Consider the following 19,905-nt stretch of genomic DNA (forward strand, 5'->3'; position numbering starts at 1 on the left):
TTCTATTTGAGTTGCAAAAATATTTGAAATGGTAACATTGACAAATGGATTGCCATATTTAACCCATATTTAAAGTATATATATACATTTGTGGACGCCAGTTGTTTATTACCGCAGCGTTTTCTACCGATCTGTACCAAATTGTAAGAATGGCTCAAGCTGAAGCTTTTGAGATCACTACTGGTGATCAGACAAATATAAGTGCTACTCTCTATACTGGAGATACTAAAAGCAATCATTTAATTATTGTTTGCCCTGCAACCGGGGCTCCGCAAGGTTATTATCGTGGTTTTGCGGAATATGCGGCTGATTATAAAGATTTTGATGTAGTCACTTTTGACTACAGGGGCATTGGTAAATCACTGGATGGATCGGTGATAGACTGCAAAGCAAAAATGAGCGATTGGGGTATTTATGACCTGGAGTCTCTGATCAAATGGGGTGAGAAAAAATACGATAAACTTTTTCTGATCGGGCATAGTGTGGCTGGCCAGATTTTCCCGAAAGCTAGCAGTCATTCGAAAATTACTGCAGCTTACTTTGTTGGATCTCAATCTGCTTACTTCGGATGTTGGAAAGGGCTTTGGTTACTTTATGTGCTCTTTTTCTGGTATTTCCTGATCCCGGTTACAACGTTCATTTTTGATTATTTGCCTGGTTGGGCAATGGGAGGTAACATTCCTATTCCGAAAAACGCAGCATTAGAATGGCGAAAATGGGGAACCCATAAAGGGGGTGTCCTTCAAGGTAATCGAACAATCATTGAGCGATTTGAGTCCGTTCGGATACCAATTCATTTTGTAAATATTGAAGATGATAAGCTGCTAGGACCATCCAAGGCTACTCAGCGTCTGATGAGTCAGTATAAAAATGCGGTAACTACTTTCCAGTTTATTTCTCCAAAGAACTTGAAGCTAAAGCACATTGGCCATTTTGGATTCTTCAAAAAGAAATTCAAAAAACCTTTATGGCCAATGCCGATGTTTTTCTTTACCCAGCACATCAAGAAGCTAGACTGATAGTATAAATCGATCAATAAACTCTCTGACAGCTGCATCTCCACCTTTTCGTTCTAAAACGATATCGGAGATTGCTTTGATTTGATCTACTGCATCAGCAGGACAAACAGCTAGTCCTACCGTTTCCATGATTTCCTGATCATTGACGTCATCACCCATAAACGCAATCTGATCAAATTCCAGATGGAGTCCATCCATCCATTCTTTGAGTACTTCTAGTTTTGGCCTTTGACCAACGTAGAAATATTTCATGTTTAGCGAATTGGCTCTAGAGCTCACCATTTCTGCCACTAAACTATGACTAATGATTCCTACCTCTACTCCAGCTTTCATCGCCAGGCGAATGCCCATTCCATCTTTCGCATGAAATTTTTTAAACTGTTTGCCGTCTTCCATTACATAGATACCACCATCAGTCATGGTGCCATCTACGTCCAGGATGAGCATTTTAATGTTTTTAACTTTATCTATTGACATTAAATTATGGTTCTGCCTACCGCTTGTGCTACAGGTTGCAGGCTATGATACATCTGTTCAAATTCATCAAAGTTCAATTGCTGGGAAGCATCTGATAAAGCTTTTTCTGGGGTGGGGTGAGTTTCAATGAGTAATCCGTCTATTCCCATGGCAACAGCTGCTCGGGTCAAATCAGGCACACCATAGCGGTAACCCATCGCATGGCTTGGATCTACAAAGATTGGTAAATTGATGTGGTGCTTGATATATGCAACACCCGTTAAATCAAGAGTGAATCGAGTTTTGGATTCAAATGTTCGAATGCCTCGTTCGCACAGAATGACGTTAGGATTGCCCTGTGATAAAATAAATTCTGCGGCCTGAACGAATTCCTGCAAGGTAGAACCGAACCCTCGTTTTAGTAAGATAGGCTTGTTTGATTGACCACATCTACGCAAAATAGAAGTGTCATACATGGCTTTCGTTCCAATCTGAACTATGTCTGTATGTTCAATAACCAAGTCAATGTGGCTACTATCTTTTACCTCGGTTATGATGTTGAGCCCATGCTTTTCCCTTGCTTTAGCAAGTAATTCAAGTCCTTCTTCACCAAGACCTTGAAAAGTATACGGACTGGTTCTCGGCTTGAAACAGCCAGCTCTTAAGGTTTTGATGCCTAAATTTTTCAAGAAAGAAGCTGTTTGATCTATTTGCTCCCAGGATTCTACACTGCATGGTCCTCCAATCAAATGGGTGTTCATTCCATTTCCAATAACAAGATCATCCAATTGGATTTCACGATGTTTGATATAGGATTTATCAGCCAACTGTATGTCTGAGGTCATGACATATTCGCTGCTGACGATTGACTGAAATTGTTGTGGAACTTGCTTCAGGCTAGAAGGAGAAACCAAAATAGACTCATTGTCTTGCTGAAAGATGATTCCTTGTATCTCGCTTCTCAGTTCTTCAATTTGAGTACTCGTCGTGTCTTTTTTGAAATGAATAATCATGGTTGCAATTCGGGTTGAGCCAAAGATAATTTGATTACTCTTTGTAACCTCTCATTGTTTGGTAAGTATCCTAATTGACTAATAATCAAAAACACAAAATAAGTGTCTTAATGTGCTGGAGGCTGTTTCAAAAGATGTCATTTCGACTTTGGAGAAATCATACTCTAATTTTAAATGATTGTTATTTGGGAGCGTGAAACTTCTCGTTTCTTAGAAATGACAATTAGGAGTGACTTTTGAAACGGCCTCTTTTTTATGTCTATTATTGGATATTTTAGCCTGATGATAGACTTGAGAAGCGATACCGTTACCAAACCAACCCCAGCGATGCTGGAAGCGATGATGTCAGCAGAGGTTGGAGATGATGTGTTTGGAGCTGATCCAACTGTTAACCATCTACAACAGCGATTGGCAGAAATGTTTGGTATGGAGGATGCGCTGTATTGTCCTTCTGGAACCATGACTAATCAAATTGCGCTTCGGATAGCTTCTCGTCCGCAAGATGAAGTGATCTGCGATAAGCGTTCTCATATCTATCTCTACGAAGGTGGAGGGATGGCCTACAATTCTATGCTATCTCCAAAACTTTTGGATGGCGATCGAGGAAGGATAACTGCTGAAATGGTAGCTGCTAATATTAATCCTCCGGATGACATCCATTTGCCAAGAACGTCAATCGTTGGATTGGAGAACACAATGAACAAAGGTGGTGGATGTATTTATGACATCAACGAAATCAAAGCGATCAGAAAAGTATGTGATGAAAATGGTTTACACCTGCATTTGGATGGTGCTAGGTTGTTCAATGCATTGGTGGAAACAGGTGAGTCTCCTTCAGAATATGGTGAGCTTTTTGATACCATTTCTATCTGTTTTTCAAAAGGGCTGGGTGCACCCGTGGGTTCAGTATTACTGGGAACTGCAGATCATATAAGAGAGGCCAAGCGAGTAAGAAAGGTTCTTGGAGGAGGAATGAGACAAGTTGGGTATCTAGCGGCTGCTTGTAATTATGCGCTTGATCATCATATAGATCGATTGAAGGAAGATCATGCAAGGGCAAGAATCCTTGGAGAGGAAATGGCCAAGAAGGATTTTGTTGAGCAAGTTTTGCCGGTAGAAACCAACATAGTGATCTCTGAACTGGTTAATTTTACTCCAAAGCAGTTGCTAGCCAAATTTGAACAATTAGGGCTTTATGCTGTTGCTTTTGGACCACAAGCTGTTCGTTTTGTAACACATCTGGATTTTGATGATAAGCAATTGGAGCAAGCGGTGGACTTAATCAGACGTCTATGAAAAAACTCGCTATATGTGCTCTGGCGGTCATGTTGTTGGCTAGCTGTAGCAAAAAGGTCGCTATCTCTAAGGTGGATGAACCATTTGATTCCTTTTATGACCAATTTCATAAGGATCTTGATTTTCAATTAACCAGAGTTCAGTTTCCCTTAGAGGGGGAGTTGGTTAGTCTCGATGGCGGTGAACCCTGGACTAAAGAGGATTGGGAGCCACACGTGCAAAAAGTAACAGATATCTCCGATCCTGATTATGATACTGAAATTATTAAAACCGACACGTTAGTTACTGATAAAGTATGGCTGGCTGATTCAGGTTTTTCAGTGGAACGTCGATTCAAAAAAGTAAATGGAAGATGGTATTTGGTGTATTATCAGACTGTCAACCTTTAAATGGTCTGGTAATTAAGCCTACCCCAATAAAGACTAAAACGGCCGCTACCAGGTGAATTAAAGTTAGTGATTCTCCATAGAATAGACTCGCAATCAACACAGCGAATACTGGTTGAACATAAATATATGCTCCTACCGTAGATGGATTTACTTTTTTCATTGCCCAGATATTGAGTAGGTAGACCATGAATGTCACACCAATAATAACAAAAGCAATGGCCCAATAGGTTTGAGTAGTGAAGTTGTGCCATTCGGTAGTACTAAATTCATTCCAACCTACAGGGAGTACTAAGAAACAACCAATCAAGAATATCCACTTAGATAAAGTAATTGGATCGTATTTGCTCAGCAGTGGTTTCACTAAAACTAGATAAGTGCCATAACTAGTTGCGTTGAGAATAACTAAAAGATCACCGCGCCAATCTCCCTGGCTGACAGCAGATTTACCCATATAAATAATGATCAATGCTCCAACGAATCCGATAAGTAAGCCTATGATCTTCTGACCAGTAACTCGTTCTTTTAATATCAATGCCGAAGTAATAAATACCATAGCTGGAGTTAATGTCATGATGATAGAGCCATTGATGGCAGAAGTCAAGCTAACTCCTTTGAAAAATGCTAGCATGTTGATGCCTACACCAAACAGGGCACACAGAAACACTCTGCCGCCATCCTTTTTCCAATCAATTTTTGTCTTGATACCTATGCTGATTAACCAAAACAGGGCTGTAGCCACTACCACACGAATGACAATAAATCCAAAAGGTTGGATGAAATCAGGAGTTACTGTTTTGACTACACTGTAGTTTGCACCATATAAAATGCCTACAAAAAGTAAGGCAAGATGCCTTTTGATTTCTGAGAAACTCAAGCGACTAGGATTTGGAAATAAACACTTTCATTACGAAGTAGTAGGATACGGATGCTATCATCATAATAATCCAGAAAGCATTCTCTGATAGAAAAATAATGACACTTTGATGGGAGCCTAAGGCATGTGCCACCTGAAAGAAAAAGTAAGTCACAAAAATCGCAGCAATGCCGTTTTTCTCTTTTCTCAGGACTTTTTTCCAATTAAACGCCATGTAGGACTTATCATATTGATGGAAGTTTGGGAAAAAGGCAGGTGTTTGATGTTTCCACTCCAGGTACATGAACCCAAATTTCTTCTCTAAGTATTCCTCTTCTACTTGTATGATTTTCACATAAAACCAGATAAAAAAGATCAAGAAGGCAAGACAAAATAATGTGCTATAACTCAACATGGCAATAGGGAGCCAAATAATGAAATTGGCTAGATACAGCGGGTGTCTTACAACGGAATAAAGGCCAGTCATATTCAAATTAGTGGCAAGCTGTCTGCCTGTATTTCGGCCAGATGTTCCTTTTGGTGAGTATCCTACCGCATGTACTCGCATTGCAAGACCTAACAGTGAAACGAAAAGACAAGCGTAATCATAGTAGCTGTCATATTGATTTCCTGCCAGGTAATGATTGTAACGAACATACAATCCGATGATCAAGAAAAGGACAGGGATCTCACCTCGATAGCGGAATAGAAAATTTCCAATTTTTTCGTCATTTTGTTTCAACATCATCAGTGCTCGTTAAGAGTTATTCGAAATTAGATAAGTAATCGAATAACCCTTTAAAGTGTTAAAATTTTTATTCAAAAAAACTTTTTGCAAACGTTTGCAATGATTAATATTGCAGTGTTACAATCATCTAAACTCGTTGGTATGATTTTTACAGAGATAGACCGAAAAACCATGCAGTCTTTGTGTACACTGGCCAAGTTAGTTAGTGATCCAGAGGCAAAGAGAGAGGAAATTGTAGTTGTCGGTCAACACCTGGGCGTGCCTAAAGAAGACACGCTTGAAGTGTTGGAAGAATGGGACGAAACTGATACACTTGAACTTCATGATGAAGAGGACAAAAGAGGTTTTGTGAATTTTTGTTTTTCCTATCTGACAACAAATTATAACCCCAAATCGTCTGAGTTGGAGCTTTACGGTGAGGTCGTAAGCACTCTGGGACTGAAGACCAGATCAGATAATTAACAATGTTACCCTAAACAACATCTAAACTAAATAACCCTGGCATACGTCAGGGTTATTTTTTAGTCATCACTTAGGGAGCTGTCAGCTGTCCAATCTCGTATGAGAAGGGTGTTTTTCCCTTCACTGGTCCACAAAAATTCATTCCAACTAATAAACTGAATGCTGACTGTTCCATTGGAAAATGTTAAATCACTGTCGTTTGTCAATTGCAGTGTTTGATAACTTGAAGATTCGGCCGTTATAGAATTGAGTTGTATGGAGTCACCGATGGTTAAAAAATAGAGTCCTGTCAGTGTTTCATTATTTGAAGATCGTATTTCGTAGGTGTTTTCAAATACCTTTTGAATGCTCCATTTGGCACCAGACTCATCTGTGAACTGACCAAAAAGCATTTCCTTTAAAACTTTGTTGTTTTCAGGGGTTCCCTTATTATAGATTTTAGTAGATAGTTTGATGGCATCTTCTAGTTTCAATGCGATATTCTGACTGTAATTCTCCAGACTGTCTTCTAAAAATGCGGGGATCGAGATGTAAATAAATGATTGATTGGTTGACAATCTTCCATTTTTAACACGCTTGATCGATTTGTCGTACGCACCTACTCGAATGACTTTTCCTTTGACTAATCTGCCTGCATTGGAGTTGTTTTTCTGAATTTGAATGGTGAATGGGTTCAATTCTTCCAGTCGAAAATTGAGTTGTAGATAGGTCTTGTCTGAAACAGATTCCAGGTGTGGGGAAGCAATGTTTTTGATGGTAATGGTTTCTGACTCATCATTAAATGTGAATCGATTGATCCACCATTCATCATCGCTCTCATTGTAATAATTGTAGGTGAGCCTGTCTTCCAACCACTGAATGGTAGATTCCAGTTTCGTGCTGTCTTCGTATGTAGATTGGGCATGAATTGCCGAACCAAGGCAAAAACATACCAGTAAGGTTATTAGGTTTTTCATAGCTGTGGGTTCCTTAAAATTAACCAATATCTTTGACCCAATAATGTTTCAGGATAATTCACCATTAGCAGAGCGTATGCGACCTTCGTCTCTTGATCATCTAATTGGTCAGGAGCATTTGGTAGGTCCGAAAGGTATTTTGAGAAGATCTATTGAGGCAGGAAGAGTGCCTTCTATGATTTTATGGGGACCTCCGGGTACTGGTAAAACCACCCTGGCCAATATCATTGCCAACCAGGTGAAGTTGCCTTTTCATACATTAAGTGCAATCAGTGCAGGTGTTAAGGATGTGCGTGAGGTAATTGGAAACATTCGACCTGGAAGTAAAGCCATATTGTTCATTGATGAGATTCATCGATTTAATAAAAGTCAGCAGGATGCTTTGCTAGGTGCCGTAGAGAAAGGAACCATTACTTTAATTGGTGCCACCACCGAAAATCCAAGCTTTGAAGTTAATGCCGCTCTCATATCCAGGTGTCAGGTGTATACGCTCAACCATTTGACGAAAGAACAGCTTCGATCAATAATTGATCAGGCTGTGGCAGAAGATGCTGAAATGAAAAAGGTGGACATTGATATTCAGGAAACTGAGGCACTCTTCAATTTGTCTGGTGGTGATGCTAGAAAGCTGCTGAACCTTTTTGAGTTGGTCATTAAGAGTTTTGAAAAAGATGGCAAATCTTCTTTAACGGATGAGCGAGTTATAGAAGTCGCTCAGCGCAAGACTGTTCTTTACGATAAGAAGGGGGAAATGCATTATGACATCATTTCGGCATTTATCAAATCCATACGAGGGAGTGATCCTAATGCAGCAGTTTACTATCTCGCAAGAATGATAGAGGGCGGTGAAGACGTAAAGTTTATTGCTCGTCGATTGCTCATTCTAGCTTCAGAAGATATTGGGAATGCTAATCCAACAGCGTTGGTAATTGCTAATTCTACGTTTCAGGCAGTGAACGTTATTGGATATCCTGAATCTCGGATTCTATTGTCTCAGTGTGTGACATACTTGGCTTGTTCACCAAAAAGTAACGCTAGTTATATGGCGATTAATAAGGCCCAGCAGGAAGTAACTCGTTCTGGAGATCTTCAAGTGCCAATGGCCATTCGCAATGCTCCAACGAAATTGATGAAAGATCAAGGGTATGGTAAGGGTTATAAATATGCCCATGACTACCCAGGAAGCTTTGCGGAGATGGAGTTTTTGCCAGATTCATTGCAAAACACAACTTTCTACGAGCCTGGTAAAAACGCTCGTGAGGAGGAAATGCGCAAGTTTTTAAAAAATCGCTGGAAAGATAAATACGGCTACTAAACAGTCAAGATTAACATTGTTTGATCGTCAAGACCTTCCGTACTTCCACTGAAATACCTGAATTTTTCATTAAAGTCTCTTATCGAGGCTCTAGCAGGCAAGTCATTGATCATTTTCATCAATCCTTTAGTGCCTAATTTTCTTTCGTTGGCATTGTCAAACTGATCTGTAATGCCATCACTGTAGATAAATATTTGATCTCCTTTTTGGGAAGGAATGTTGTGTAATTGAACCTGGTCTTTGATAAGCAATCTTTTACTTGTTCTGTAATTGGTACAAGTTCCGTCTGTACTCTTGTGAATCATATTGATTCCTGATCCAGAGTAAGTCAGTTCGTTGTTTCTTTTGTCGAGGTAAACAAAACCCAATTCAGCATCAAACACACTCAATTCTTCGTGTTCCATCAACTCATGCATCTGCTTATGAAATTCCTTTAAAGCATCTGCAAGATTGGTAGGGGGTAATTTGAAGTAGTGCTTCAATAATGTCATTACGGACATTCCAATCAATGCGCCTTGCATTCCGTGACCTGTACAGTCTCCAACTACTGCAAGATTTTTGTACTGATAATCTCTTGTCCAATAAAAGTCACCACCTGGTGCTTCAAAAGGTTTGAAATAGATCTCAGCATTGTCATAGGCGATCTTAAACTGAGAAATGGGTTGGCCCAATGAATCGTGGATTCTTGTGCTGTCATCCATTTCAAGATAAGACTCATCTATCTCTACAGGGGGTGCGACAGTTTTTTCAATAACTTCTTCTGTAGTGACATATTCTCCATCCAACCCAGATTTAACTTTGTTGACAAGTTTTGCATAATCTCTTACCTGTCCTTCTATAAATCGGATTTTTCCGTTTTCCTCACTTAAATAAATGAAAGATTCATCGTCAAATTCGATAGTCATCGAACTCATATTTTCGGCTTTCATTTTTTGACAGTACTTGAGCATCAATGGATCACTGGCTCTGCAGGATTTATTGACCTCTAAGTGAACTTCATTTTTTTCAAGTTCATAATGTCCGAGTAAACTTACGGATGCTTGCATGCGAGTAGCTTTTTTTTAGTTGGTGGAAGTAATGGCGTTTGATCTAATTGATTGTGAAATTTTTCCAGCTACGCTTTTAAGTATTCCAACATTATAACTGTTCTCATTGGCGGTGATCCTCAAGATCAAATGAGGGGTTATTTTCTTGTAAATGTAAAGCGTGGGGTTCTTCTGGATATAAATGGCCGTAGAACCGTCAATAAGTGGTAAATCTGCTAGCAGGTTATCCTCTTGGATATCATCACCTTCCAGTAGATCAATATGTCCATCAGGGACATACTGATTCTGGAAGTTATTCAACTGTTCTGCAAATCGTTCCTTAAGCATATGTTATTAGGTCAATGCTGATTGTACCTCTCCACTGATGGACTTCATCACTTTACGTACCATTCCAACATTGGATGATTTGTCTGCAGCCATATAGATGATGTATTTTTCATCATCAGTTGGTTGTATTAAGTGGATTTGAGATGTTAACTCGATAATCATCAAGTCAATTTTCTCTTTCTGCATGCCCATAGCATTCTTAGCCTTGATTTTGGCCTTGATTACTTCTGCGTTGTAAGCACTGGCAGCATCTAGATCGAATTTTTCGTCTACGATGAGTGAGCCATGTGATAATCCGGATTCAACTTCTACTGCTGAGATTGCCTTAAGTCCGGTAATTTCTTTTTTGGCTACCTCAAAAGCTTTTTCAACTTTGCCTGACATAATGATATTTGTTAGTAGTGATTAATAAAATAATTTCAATCGGAGCTTCCAACTGAATGCTCATTCGTCAAACTGTCTAAGTCAATGGTGTTATGAAAGTACGTTAAATATTAGAAAAAGTATAGGTCTGTTTCGATGAAAAATCCTTTTTTACTGCCGAAAAAACGACATTTACCTAACTTGCCTACAGGTTTAAAATTAATGCCTAGGTATATTACTTAAGCTAATCGAGCAAAATGAACAACATTCAAATAATTGGTCCTTTTCGTCAAATTATCACCCTGGAAGGACTACCCATGAAAGGCGTGATCAACGATGAAGAAATTCTGATCAAAGAAAATTCTTATGTAGTGATTGAAGGTGATCAGATTACAGATGTGCTATCATCGTTACCTAAAAATACGAATGAATTCACATTTCATGAAATTTCTGGAGACCATATTTTGATCCCTGGATTGATTGATTGCCACACACATATGGTATGGGGTGGAAATCGAGCAAAAGATTACTCCATGCGTATGGCAGGTAAAACTTACCAGGAAATACTTGCCACAGGAGGAGGAATATTTGATTCTGTCAATAAAACTCAAAAAGCGAATAAATCTGATCTCAAAGAGAGCTTAACTGCAAGGGTTAAGTGTCAGCTAAAAGATGGTATCACCACTATGGAAGTAAAGTCGGGTTATGGGCTGGAGCCTAACCATGAGGTGAAGCTGTTAGAAGTTGTCAAAGAGGTGTCCAATGAAATGACGGTTGATCTGGTGCCTACATGCCTGGCAACGCATGTTTCTCCAAAGGGATGGGACAAGAAGGAGTTTGTGGAAACGGTGTTAAAGGAGCTTCTTCCTCAACTCAAAGAAAATGGCTTAAGTAATAGAGTAGACATTTTTGTAGAGGACAATGCTTTTCCGATTGATTTAGCTGATTACTATTTAGGTAAGGCCAAAGAACTTGGTTTTGATATCACTGTTCATGCAGATCAGTTTACCACTGGAGGAAGTGAGTTGGCTGTAAAGCATGGAGCCTTAAGTGCTGATCACTTAGAGGCTTCTACCGATAAGGAAATAGAAATGCTTGCAGCATCAGATGTGGTTGCTGTTGCTCTTCCTGGAGCTTCTATAGGGTTGGGAATGCATTTTACTCCTGCACGCAAATTGCTAGATGCTGGTGCAAGTGTAGCCATCTCTACTGATTGGAATCCGGGATCTGCTCCAATGGGGGATCTTTTAGTGCAAGCTTCCATATTAGGTATCTATGAAAAACTGTCAAGTGCCGAGCTATTGGCAGGGATGACCTTCCGAGCAGCGAAAGCACTGGGGCTGTCTGATAGAGGACGATTAAGTGCTGGTTATCTTGCCGATATGATTGCTTTTCCTGTGGCTGACTACCGAGAAATCTTTTATAATCAAGGGAGAATCAAGCCTAATATGGTCTGGAAGAAGGGAGCTTTACTATGAGTTATCAAAAAGGAAGTAAGAAAGCCTGGGCAGGTCGAATTGACCCGTTAGGTACCCCCGATACTTTTTATTGGCATCAAGTAATTGAGCTAGGAGATATTGATACAATTCCTGCTTCTACTATATCAAAGCAAATAGTCTTATTGGGTTATGAGTCAGATGAAGGGGTAAAACGGAACCTTGGAAGAGTAGGTGCTGTAGAAGGCCCTAGTGCAATGAGGGCAGCATTAAGCAAGTTTGCATTGCACCATGATCATCTGGCATATCCAATCCATGATGTTGGTAATGTGATAACGGACCAGGATCATTTGGAGTCATCTCAATTGCAACTCGCAAATTCCATTGCCAGGTTGATTGGCAAAGGGTATCATCCTGTAGTGATGGGCGGAGGACATGAGATTTCCTATGGACATTTTACGGGAATTCGTCAGGCGTTTGGTTCAGAGGCTAAAATTGGTATTGTCAACTTTGATGCTCATTTTGATCTGAGAGCTTATCCTAATGGTCCGCATTCAGGATCTCCATTTAGGCAGATATTAGATGAGTCTAAAGGTCAAGGGTGTTCGTTTCATTATCTGCCAGTTGGGATTAATCCTGCCGGTAATCAAAAGGCTTTATTTGATGTGCATCGCCAAGCAGGGCAGAATTATATCCTACAGTCAGAACTTGTTGGAGATTTAACTACTCAAAAAGAGCTAATCGATACTTTCACTTCGGAAGTTGACCATGTCTACATTACGCTTGATCTGGATGTAATGCCTGCTTCGGCTGCTCCTGGTGTTAGTGCTCCAGCGGCTTTCGGAGTTACTCCAGAGGTAATCAGAGAGTTGTTTTTACATGTTTTAGATTCTGAAAAAGTAGTCAGCTTCGACATAGCGGAGTTGTCACCAAAGTATGATGATGGACGTACCTCAAAACTGGCCGCTTCGTTCATTTATGAATTAGTGATGAAATACACTGCTTCATAGGTTTTCCGGAGGTAGTTTTTCATTCATTTTGAACTTCAAGATCACTGGCTTGCTGGCAATCTTTTCCAGCATTGGCTTTAGAATGAGTTGCGCATTTTCCCTGGTCTGGTTCAAAATACCTAGCTGAAGTGCTGATTGTTTGATCTGGGCTTCAGCTAATCGGTAAATTTCATCCATGAACTCCTGACGCTTCTTTTTGTCAAGGCTTGTTACCTCAAGATCATAAAATCTTGAATTGGCAAGGTCCATTTTGTAATAGCACAGTTCTGGCTGCGGGACAGTCACATGCAGTGTGTCGTTGATTAGCTTGATGTCTGAGTTTTGTATGAGGGTCAGGTCGATACATCCTGCTGCGCTTCCTTGAGAAATCAACAATGCTCGTGCGTCGGGAGCAAGTTTGAACTTTCTACTAAAGAGCTCTACGTAATCAGCATTTTTGTTCAATTCCGTTACTTCTTGAAAATGGTATTCCGCTAATTCTAGCTTACCGATTGCTTCTACTTGTGTAAGGATGCTGTTCTGATAGACTTCTTTTGATCCTTCTTTGATCCCGAAATCAATTTTTTCTTCAATCAGCATCCATGATAGCAATGCTACTACGATGAGCCAAGGGAGCGTTTTTAAGAGAATTTTCAGGAGTCCAATCATGCATTTAAGTTACAGAGATTAAAGACGAAATCCATAAGGGTAATACTTTGTTCAGAATCATTACTTTTGTCGGATTGATAATACCCCACTTGAAATATAATTTATGCTAGAAGTAAACGAATTTCTTAAATTAATTGACAGCTTTATAGGGAGTGCCTGGTGGTTTCCATATGCGCTTTTAGGTACAGGCTTGTTCTTTACCTTTTATTTGAAGTTTCCTCAGATTAGATTTTTCAAGCATGCGATAAGAATCGTGTCTGGAAAATATGACAAATCTGATTTACCTGGAGACACTTCACACTTTCAGGCTCTTGCCACTGCACTTTCAGGTACAGTTGGTACTGGTAACATTGCTGGGGTAGCATTTGCAGTTCACCTTGGAGGACCAGCGGCATTGTTTTGGATGCTGGTAACGGCTGCAGTTGGTATGTGTACCAAGTTTGTAGAGGTATCCCTTTCTCACAAATACAGAACGAAATTGGATGATGGTACCATGGCTGGAGGGCCAATGTACTACATGAAGAATGCTGAGTTTAAGCTTGGAGGCAAAAAAGTTAACCTTAAGTGGTTAGCAGCAATTTTCGCATTTGCTACTGTTCTTTCATCTTTTGGAACCGGAAGCTTACCACAAATCAACAGTATCTCTAGTACGCTTCTTGCCACTTTTGGTATTGATCAAATCGTAACAGGAGCTGTTTTAGCTGTATTGTTAGGATTGGTAATTATTGGTGGAATTCAACGTATTGCAGCTGTAACATCAAAGTTGGTTCCTGGTATGGCGATCATTTACTTCATCGGAGCCTTTGCGGTAATCCTTGCTAACATTGGCAATATCGTACCATCTTTCATGGCTATTTTCGGTGATATTTTCACTGGTTCTGCAGCTACAGGAGGTTTCATCGGTGCGAATCTTGCATTTGCATTCAATAAAGGGGTTGGACGTGGATTGTTCTCTAACGAAGCGGGCCAGGGATCTGCGCCAATTGCTCACGCATCTGCCAAAGCTAATGAGCCATTATCTGAAGGTATGGTGGCTATTCTTGAGCCATTCATTGATACAATCATTATTTGTACAGTAACAGGATTGGTATTGCTTTCTTCTGGAGCATGGTCAGAAAAACACATGAACCAATTTGACTACACTGAAATCGAAATCTTGAGCCAAAGCTTAAAGGAGTCAAATCCAGATAATGCAGAGTCCATCTACAATCATCTCAATGACGTAGAAAAACTGCCAGTATTTTCTGGAAATCTGAATGTAGTCAATGGTCAAATCCAGAATAGTGACATCACTTTCTTGCACTCAAGAAGTTTTGCTGATAATATTTTGGTCTATAAAAATGACGGATTGCTTGATGAAGCATTGTTTAGCGGAACTGTCGCTATTGAAAACGGATCCATCATCGATGATAAACCATTAAAGTTTATTGGTGAGTCATTAGTTCATAGTGCTCCTCTGACGGCAATAGCTTTCAATAGAGGTTTCTTTGGTGATTATGGACAATACATCGTTTCAATTGGATTGTTGTTATTTGCCTTCAGTACTGCGATTAGTTGGTCATATTATGGAGACAGAGCAATGACCTTCTTGTTCGGAACTAAGTCCGTGATTTATTACAGAATCGTTTATGTGATCGCATTCTTCTTTGCGTCATTCCAGGATACTACTATTATCTGGACATTGTCAGGAATTACTATTGCTTTGATGACTTTGCCTAACCTTGTTGGTATTATTTGGCTAAGAAAAGATATGAAGCAAACGATCAGCGATTATGGGGATTTCTTTGAGGAGAACTTCCCAGGAATGAAGCATCCTAAATTCAAATAATATTCATTATACAAAATATGGAAAGCCCAGGCTCCTGAGTCTGGGCTTTTCTGTTTATAAGAAATTGTTATAAAAATCTTCTACTGTTTTGTTCCAGTTTTCCAATCCCTGGGTTCTGAATTTGCTTAAGTAATTTGACGTCTCATTAAATTTTTTAACTGCTTCATTATATTCATTGATAGCCAGGTTGTATTCATCAATTTCTTGTTGCGTTAATTTATTCTTAGGTTTCGATTCTATTTTACCCTTCAAATCAGTCATATCCTTTTGTTTTATAAGGAAATCAACCTGATCAGGGCTATACCTAACTGCTTCGCCATGGTAGAAATAAAGGAGTTGGTGGCAAGCTTCTTTAAGTGATTTATCACTGTAAAATGAATTGAGGTTATTTAGAGAATCCATGTCTGATTTGGAAATGCTGGCGAGAGTTTGTCTGAATTGCTCCATGTCACCAACATTGTTTTCTTCGAGTGCTGTGAGCATTTTTGTTTCATACCAATATGATTTATAAAAGAGTAAATAGACTTTATTGTAATAGTTAATTACCTCTCCTGCATTAGCTAGTTTCTTGGATAGCCTACTGTCGTTTTCAATAAGTTTGATATTGTGCACTTGCGCGAATTGAGATTGTCTGGCTCTAAGGCTGTTGAATGCTGCTTCTGTCTTTATATTTACTCGTTCTTTGGTTAGAATGTATGCTTCCATTGCATCATAGGATTCCTCGGCTACCTGTTCTAGGTCTATTATTTTTTCATAGTCACTTTTTAGTGTGAGTAATAATATATTTAGATAATCTCGAGTTTCATTTCTAAGAGCAGTTTCACCCTCAAAGGCACCTATCTGGGAGACTTCATACTTTGCTTTGTTAAGCGTGTTGATCAATTCAATCCTTTTTTTATCAATTCTTCGAGCATTATTACCTCTAGAGACTTGTTTGATGTAGTTCCAGGTGTCTTTATTGATTGGTTCAAAAGGTTCATTGATTGATGAAAAATATTCATATGCACTTTGCGAGTACCCATGCAATACAATTATTGAAAGTAGAACTGTCGATATAGTTTTGAGCATAATTAATCATTAGTTGTAGTTAAAATCCAGTCGTTAATAATGTGCATAGTTTCATTAAGAACAGGGTCTTCTTTGATAAGTAAGTTGTTGTAAACATTGGATGCACTGTCCAGCAAGACCTCCGAATTGATAGCTTCTACAGAATACATTGCACTCGTATCGCTAACATCTTTTATGTTTTCTAATGGCCATTTGAACTCGTTATATTGAAGTTTTAGTACCATTTCGGAAGAAAATAGCTTATTCATCGTCTCTTGTAACTGTTTCATGTAATTCAATGCATGATTGGAAACAATTCGTTTTTCTGATTCCCTTTTTAAAAATTCAATTGGTTCATTTCTTATTAGGATTGGGTTGATTTTTTTGGAGGATTTGGGAAATGAAAGTGAGTAATTGCTATGCGCTTCATTTAGAAATACGGAAGGTAAGCCGGATGGAATGTAAATGTCAGGCGAGACTCCTTTTTGCTGCAATGTTTCTCCATCAAATCGAAAAATTTCCAGCGAAGTGATTTTTGCATAGCCAAACAATTCATAATTGTCATAAAGCGGGACCATGTCCTGACCCGAGGATTTTCCATAGGTTGTAGTCCCAACAATTAGTGTGTTGGGATAAGTTTGCAAAGTATTGGCAATAAGTTCAGAGGCTGAAGCCGAATATTCATTGACCATAATGACCAACTTTCCATCATATAAACGGCCTTTTTTGGTGTCTTTGATTAATGTTGGTATTTCTGAGAGATTGCTTCTAGTTAAAAAAAGAGGGCCATAATCTATGAAAAGGCCAGCAAGGTTAATTGCTTCTTGAATGGATCCCCCTCCGTTACCCCTTAGATCAAGTATGATCGCGTCGGAGTTTGAAGCTTTCATTTGCATGATAAGTGTGGCAAGATCGTTCCCAGCAGATGTTCCTGCTCCATCTTGAATAGCGTAAAAGCTAGGCAAGGCCAGGTATCCAACCTTCACCTTACTGGACGTTAAATAGTATCCAAGGCTGGTATTGAATGCATTCTCTGTGACAGATTTTGTGAATTTATAGGCTCTTGTGATATGGTCTTTTGGACACTTTATTTTGACAGAGATTATTGAGTCAGCATGTCCATAAAAGTAATTGTACATATCTCCTTCTGAAAGGCAAGCAGGGTTTATAGAGGTTTGATTTTTCTCAATTCCGACAATTTCATCTCCTACATGTAACTCAGAGAAGGATACGGAAATTTTTGGACTCAATTCTGAAATGTAGTAGCCTGATCCACTAGGCTGTATGAAAAAACCAGGTGTGAATATTTGTGAGCTGAGGCTTGAATTAAAGATTTCATTTTCTTCAAGAGAAAAATACTCCGTATGTGGATCAAAGGCTTGAGCATAAGTATTTAGGAAAGCATTGAAAACCATTTCTTTCAGTTTCCCATTTTCCATAATTATGGTTTTAAGTTCACAAGTGGAGTTGTCAACTTCCTGTTTCCACTTTTCCATTAAAATAGCTTCTGGAGTAAGGCTGTCACCAAGAGTGGATAAAAGTGTGTTATACTTTATGTTTCTTTTCCATCGAGATTCAAATTCTGCCTCATCTTGAGCGTAAATAAGTGAATGACTATTGGGGACAAGAATAATTGAATCATTTTCAGTGAAATTGCAAGTTTCTAGTGCTTCTAAAAATCGAATGGTTGTAAATATTCGGTCACGTAAATGGACATAACAACTGTCCATTATCATAGCGGACTCTTCCCAGTTTTGAGAAGTAAATGTTGTTAGTAATTCATTGATCTGAGATTCATCAGAGCGTAAGAAAAATCTACCTGTGGGGTCAATTCTGTTCACCAGGGTCTTGCGGAAACGTTCATCAATTGAATCAGCTAGAGCCGCATATTGTACATGGTTTAATTCAATGTTTTCAATTAATACACTGAACCTATTCTGATCGGCTAGTCCGAAATGCTGTGAATTGGCAATATTGGTAATACTCAGGCCTATCAGGCAGAGTAGGAAAGTGATATTTCGATGCTTAATCATTAATGGTTACTAATAAACGGCTATTTTATGTTCAATTCTCTTAAATGCAAAGAAAACTATCGCTATTAAGTGAGTTTTATGCCATTCAACTTGATAACCAGCCGATTGCAAAAGGGTAGTTCCAAAATTTACAATCCTTTTATATTTTCACGGTCGCTTAAACCAGACAACACAAATGAAAACAACTATTTTATTCATTCTTATGGTGTCCACTATACTATCTGTGAATGCACAGAAGTTAGTCAAAACCATAAATGCCCAGGTAGATAAGGAAGAGCTAAGAAGTCATTTGTATTTTATTGCTTCTGATGCCATGAGGGGTAGAAATACAGGGACTGTAGAGAATGAAATTGCCGCTCAATACATTGCTTCTCGATTCGAGTCTTACGGTGTGAAACCAGCACCAGGCGCGGAATCCTATTTTCAGCAAGTGTCATTAATGAAATCCGTAAGCCCAAGAAAGGCAAGTCTTTCGGTCGGTGATAAATCATTTGAGCTGGAAACAGACATGGTTTTCTACACAGCAAAGAATGGATCATTTGAAGGAGAAGTTATTTATGTAGGGTATGGACTGGAAGATGATTTGAAAGGTCTTGACTTAAAAGGTAAAGTTGTAGTTGCTAAAACAGGAAATGGTAATCCTAATGAGCGCTTGACTCCTTATACCATTCAAAAGCAGAAGGCTGTGAAAGAAGCTGGAGCGGTGGCTTTGATTGAGTTATTCAAGCCTGGTAGATATCCATGGAAGCTGATTCAATATTATTTCTCTGGTGAGAAATACAGTTTGTATGATGGGGAAGAAGGGCAGGAGAAGGAGGCAGGTTTCCCATCTGCGTGGTTACTTGATCAGGAAGGCGATCTGCTGTCCTATATTGAAGGGCTAGCTGCTGGAACAACTGCATCTCTGGAAGTTGGTGGACAGGGTAACCATGTGATTAAAGTTCCTAATGTGGTTGGTTACATCGAAGGAAGTGATCCAAAGTTGAAAGAAGAGGTTATTATGATTACAGCACACTTTGATCATGTAGGTGTGAGTAAAGTAGATGGTGATTCTATCTGGAACGGAGCAAGAGATAATGGTATTGGTGTGGCTAATATGCTTACGGCAGCAGAATTTCTAGCTAAAAATCCTCCCAAAAGATCCATTGCTTTCCTTGCTTGTAATGCCGAAGAAAAAGGCTTACTTGGAAGTCGATGGTATGCAGAACATCCAGTGATTCCTTTGGAAAAAACGGTATATGATTTAAATACTGATACTGGTGGTTACAATGACGTTACCAAGGTAACAGTAGTTGGATTTGAGCGTACTTCGGTGACCAACTTATTTTCTACAGCGGCGTCAGCATTTGGGTTGGAAGCAATAGATGATCCTCTACCAGAAGAAAATTACTACGATCGTTCCGACAATGTGAGTTTTGCAGCTAAAGGGGTGCCTGCAGTATCTTTTGATCCAGGATATACCGAAATGAACGAAGAGATTACTAAATATTATCATCAGCCCGCTGATGAGCCGCAGACGTTGGATTATGACTACTTAACCAAGTACTCTAAGGCATACATCTATGCTGTTTCCTTAATTGGAAATTATAGTGGTGATTTATTCTGGACTGCCGGAGACAAATATGAAGAAGCTGGCAAAGAGCTTTACGGTAGAGATTGA

General features: G+C 39.2%; 20 protein-coding genes. 9 read left to right on the forward strand and 11 right to left on the reverse strand.

The annotated features are described in order from the left end of the window. Positions 1–149: 149 nt before the first annotated feature. Positions 150–1,019: an alpha/beta hydrolase family protein gene (locus tag NXS00_RS22335; RefSeq protein WP_258101507.1), complete on the forward strand. Its 870-nt coding sequence runs from the start codon at positions 150–152 to the stop codon at positions 1,017–1,019. Here the strand turns inward: NXS00_RS22335 and NXS00_RS22340 are convergent. Together NXS00_RS22340 and aroF are read right to left on the reverse strand one after the other, a co-directional pair. Then, positions 1,011–1,496, reverse strand: a complete 486-nt coding sequence (locus NXS00_RS22340) for a KdsC family phosphatase (protein WP_258101508.1) — start codon at positions 1,494–1,496, stop codon at positions 1,011–1,013. The two genes, NXS00_RS22335 and NXS00_RS22340, sit on opposite strands and share 9 nt — an antisense overlap. After that, positions 1,496–2,488 (reverse strand): 3-deoxy-7-phosphoheptulonate synthase, encoded by a 993-nt coding sequence (gene aroF / locus NXS00_RS22345; protein WP_258101509.1) that lies wholly within the window; start codon positions 2,486–2,488, stop codon positions 1,496–1,498. Before aroF ends, NXS00_RS22340 begins: the two co-directional genes overlap by 1 nt. 255 nt (positions 2,489–2,743) lie before the next feature. Between aroF and NXS00_RS22350 the strand changes: the two genes are divergently transcribed. Beyond that, entirely contained in the window at positions 2,744–3,784 is a 1,041-nt protein-coding gene (locus NXS00_RS22350; protein WP_258101510.1) for a threonine aldolase family protein, read from the forward strand. Further along, entirely contained in the window at positions 3,781–4,173 is a 393-nt protein-coding gene (locus NXS00_RS22355; RefSeq protein WP_258101511.1) for a DUF4348 domain-containing protein, read from the forward strand. Before NXS00_RS22350 ends, NXS00_RS22355 begins: the two co-directional genes overlap by 4 nt. Here the strand turns inward: NXS00_RS22355 and NXS00_RS22360 are convergent. Both NXS00_RS22360 and NXS00_RS22365 read right to left on the reverse strand, forming a co-directional pair. Next, positions 4,163–5,047, reverse strand: coding sequence for a DMT family transporter (locus tag NXS00_RS22360; RefSeq protein ID WP_258101512.1), 885 nt, complete (start codon positions 5,045–5,047; stop codon positions 4,163–4,165). The two genes, NXS00_RS22355 and NXS00_RS22360, sit on opposite strands and share 11 nt — an antisense overlap. Positions 5,048–5,051: 4 nt before the next feature. Continuing rightward, positions 5,052–5,774 (reverse strand): methyltransferase family protein, encoded by a 723-nt coding sequence (locus NXS00_RS22365; RefSeq protein ID WP_258101513.1) that lies wholly within the window; start codon positions 5,772–5,774, stop codon positions 5,052–5,054. A 99-nt stretch (positions 5,775–5,873) separates the two neighbouring features. On the opposite strand from NXS00_RS22365, the gene NXS00_RS22370 reads away from it, so the two are divergent. Then, on the forward strand, positions 5,874–6,236 hold the full coding sequence (locus tag NXS00_RS22370) for a hypothetical protein (RefSeq protein WP_258101514.1): 363 nt from the start codon (positions 5,874–5,876) through the stop codon (positions 6,234–6,236). Positions 6,237–6,295: 59 nt separating this feature from the next. Here NXS00_RS22370 and NXS00_RS22375 read toward each other — a convergent pair whose 3' ends face one another. After that, on the reverse strand, positions 6,296–7,192 hold the full coding sequence (locus NXS00_RS22375; RefSeq protein WP_258101515.1) for a hypothetical protein: 897 nt from the start codon (positions 7,190–7,192) through the stop codon (positions 6,296–6,298). A 43-nt stretch (positions 7,193–7,235) separates the two neighbouring features. Here NXS00_RS22375 and NXS00_RS22380 point away from each other — a divergent pair, with 43 nt between their 5' ends. Then, the gene (locus NXS00_RS22380; RefSeq protein WP_258101516.1) at positions 7,236–8,507 is read left to right on the forward strand and encodes a replication-associated recombination protein A; all 1,272 of its coding nucleotides are present in this window, start codon (positions 7,236–7,238) and stop codon (positions 8,505–8,507) included. On the opposite strand, the gene NXS00_RS22385 is transcribed toward NXS00_RS22380, so the two are convergent. Genes NXS00_RS22385 through NXS00_RS22395 form a run of 3 tightly spaced genes read right to left on the reverse strand, consistent with a single transcriptional unit; the run spans position 8,504 to position 10,264 of the window. Next, a complete protein-coding gene (locus tag NXS00_RS22385; RefSeq protein WP_258101517.1) occupies positions 8,504–9,553 on the reverse strand; it encodes a PP2C family protein-serine/threonine phosphatase in 1,050 nt (349 codons plus the stop codon). The two genes, NXS00_RS22380 and NXS00_RS22385, sit on opposite strands and share 4 nt — an antisense overlap. 15 nt (positions 9,554–9,568) lie before the next feature. Then, positions 9,569–9,880, reverse strand: coding sequence for a hypothetical protein (locus NXS00_RS22390; RefSeq protein ID WP_258101518.1), 312 nt, complete (start codon positions 9,878–9,880; stop codon positions 9,569–9,571). Positions 9,881–9,886: 6 nt separating this feature from the next. Next, positions 9,887–10,264, reverse strand: a complete 378-nt coding sequence (locus NXS00_RS22395) for a hypothetical protein (protein ID WP_258101519.1) — start codon at positions 10,262–10,264, stop codon at positions 9,887–9,889. A gap of 236 nt (positions 10,265–10,500) precedes the next feature. Between NXS00_RS22395 and hutI the strand changes: the two genes are divergently transcribed. Beyond that, positions 10,501–11,721 carry an imidazolonepropionase gene (gene hutI, locus NXS00_RS22400; protein ID WP_258101520.1) on the forward strand — a complete coding sequence of 407 codons (1,221 nt, stop codon included), beginning with the start codon at positions 10,501–10,503 and terminating at the stop codon, positions 11,719–11,721. Continuing rightward, positions 11,718–12,689, forward strand: coding sequence for a formimidoylglutamase (gene hutG, locus NXS00_RS22405; RefSeq protein ID WP_258101521.1), 972 nt, complete (start codon positions 11,718–11,720; stop codon positions 12,687–12,689). The genes hutI and hutG overlap by 4 nt, the downstream gene beginning before the upstream one ends. Here the strand turns inward: hutG and NXS00_RS22410 are convergent. Continuing rightward, positions 12,684–13,337 (reverse strand): DUF4230 domain-containing protein, encoded by a 654-nt coding sequence (locus NXS00_RS22410; protein WP_258101522.1) that lies wholly within the window; start codon positions 13,335–13,337, stop codon positions 12,684–12,686. The genes hutG and NXS00_RS22410 overlap by 6 nt on opposite strands. A gap of 103 nt (positions 13,338–13,440) precedes the next feature. Here NXS00_RS22410 and NXS00_RS22415 point away from each other — a divergent pair, with 103 nt between their 5' ends. Beyond that, positions 13,441–15,165 (forward strand): alanine/glycine:cation symporter family protein, encoded by a 1,725-nt coding sequence (locus tag NXS00_RS22415; protein WP_258101523.1) that lies wholly within the window; start codon positions 13,441–13,443, stop codon positions 15,163–15,165. 54 nt (positions 15,166–15,219) lie between these two features. Here the strand turns inward: NXS00_RS22415 and NXS00_RS22420 are convergent, their stop codons facing one another. Then, complete coding sequence (locus NXS00_RS22420) at positions 15,220–16,233, reverse strand: LIC11966 family surface protein (protein WP_258101524.1); 1,014 nt, start codon at positions 16,231–16,233, stop codon at positions 15,220–15,222. Positions 16,234–16,235: 2 nt separating this feature from the next. Further along, complete coding sequence (locus tag NXS00_RS22425; RefSeq protein WP_258101525.1) at positions 16,236–18,245, reverse strand: S41 family peptidase; 2,010 nt, start codon at positions 18,243–18,245, stop codon at positions 16,236–16,238. A gap of 175 nt (positions 18,246–18,420) precedes the next feature. Here NXS00_RS22425 and NXS00_RS22430 point away from each other — a divergent pair, with 175 nt between their 5' ends. Further along, entirely contained in the window at positions 18,421–19,905 is a 1,485-nt protein-coding gene (locus NXS00_RS22430) for a M28 family peptidase (RefSeq protein WP_258101526.1), read from the forward strand.

This window comes from Marinoscillum pacificum (genome assembly GCF_024714495.1).
Taxonomy (GTDB): Bacteria; Bacteroidota; Bacteroidia; order Cytophagales; family Cyclobacteriaceae; genus Marinoscillum; species Marinoscillum pacificum.

Excerpts from the sequence above, each read along its gene's own strand:
- NXS00_RS22380 (WP_258101516.1), top strand. The coding sequence starts at position 7,236 with ATGTTTCAGGATAATTCACCATTAGCAGAGCGTATGCGACCTTCGTCT.
- NXS00_RS22410 (WP_258101522.1), bottom strand. The coding sequence starts at position 13,337 with ATGATTGGACTCCTGAAAATTCTCTTAAAAACGCTCCCTTGGCTCATC.
- hutI (WP_258101520.1), top strand. The coding sequence starts at position 10,501 with ATGAACAACATTCAAATAATTGGTCCTTTTCGTCAAATTATCACCCTG.
- NXS00_RS22370 (WP_258101514.1), top strand. The coding sequence starts at position 5,874 with ATGATTAATATTGCAGTGTTACAATCATCTAAACTCGTTGGTATGATT.
- NXS00_RS22355 (WP_258101511.1), top strand. The coding sequence starts at position 3,781 with ATGAAAAAACTCGCTATATGTGCTCTGGCGGTCATGTTGTTGGCTAGC.
- NXS00_RS22415 (WP_258101523.1), top strand. The coding sequence starts at position 13,441 with ATGCTAGAAGTAAACGAATTTCTTAAATTAATTGACAGCTTTATAGGG.
- NXS00_RS22420 (WP_258101524.1), bottom strand. The coding sequence starts at position 16,233 with ATGCTCAAAACTATATCGACAGTTCTACTTTCAATAATTGTATTGCAT.
- NXS00_RS22350 (WP_258101510.1), top strand. The coding sequence starts at position 2,744 with ATGTCTATTATTGGATATTTTAGCCTGATGATAGACTTGAGAAGCGAT.
- hutG (WP_258101521.1), top strand. The coding sequence starts at position 11,718 with ATGAGTTATCAAAAAGGAAGTAAGAAAGCCTGGGCAGGTCGAATTGAC.
- NXS00_RS22390 (WP_258101518.1), bottom strand. The coding sequence starts at position 9,880 with ATGCTTAAGGAACGATTTGCAGAACAGTTGAATAACTTCCAGAATCAG.
- NXS00_RS22425 (WP_258101525.1), bottom strand. The coding sequence starts at position 18,245 with ATGATTAAGCATCGAAATATCACTTTCCTACTCTGCCTGATAGGCCTG.
- NXS00_RS22375 (WP_258101515.1), bottom strand. The coding sequence starts at position 7,192 with ATGAAAAACCTAATAACCTTACTGGTATGTTTTTGCCTTGGTTCGGCA.
- NXS00_RS22430 (WP_258101526.1), top strand. The coding sequence starts at position 18,421 with ATGAAAACAACTATTTTATTCATTCTTATGGTGTCCACTATACTATCT.
- NXS00_RS22340 (WP_258101508.1), bottom strand. The coding sequence starts at position 1,496 with ATGTCAATAGATAAAGTTAAAAACATTAAAATGCTCATCCTGGACGTA.
- NXS00_RS22385 (WP_258101517.1), bottom strand. The coding sequence starts at position 9,553 with ATGCAAGCATCCGTAAGTTTACTCGGACATTATGAACTTGAAAAAAAT.
- NXS00_RS22365 (WP_258101513.1), bottom strand. The coding sequence starts at position 5,774 with ATGATGTTGAAACAAAATGACGAAAAAATTGGAAATTTTCTATTCCGC.
- NXS00_RS22395 (WP_258101519.1), bottom strand. The coding sequence starts at position 10,264 with ATGTCAGGCAAAGTTGAAAAAGCTTTTGAGGTAGCCAAAAAAGAAATT.
- NXS00_RS22335 (WP_258101507.1), top strand. The coding sequence starts at position 150 with ATGGCTCAAGCTGAAGCTTTTGAGATCACTACTGGTGATCAGACAAAT.
- aroF (WP_258101509.1), bottom strand. The coding sequence starts at position 2,488 with ATGATTATTCATTTCAAAAAAGACACGACGAGTACTCAAATTGAAGAA.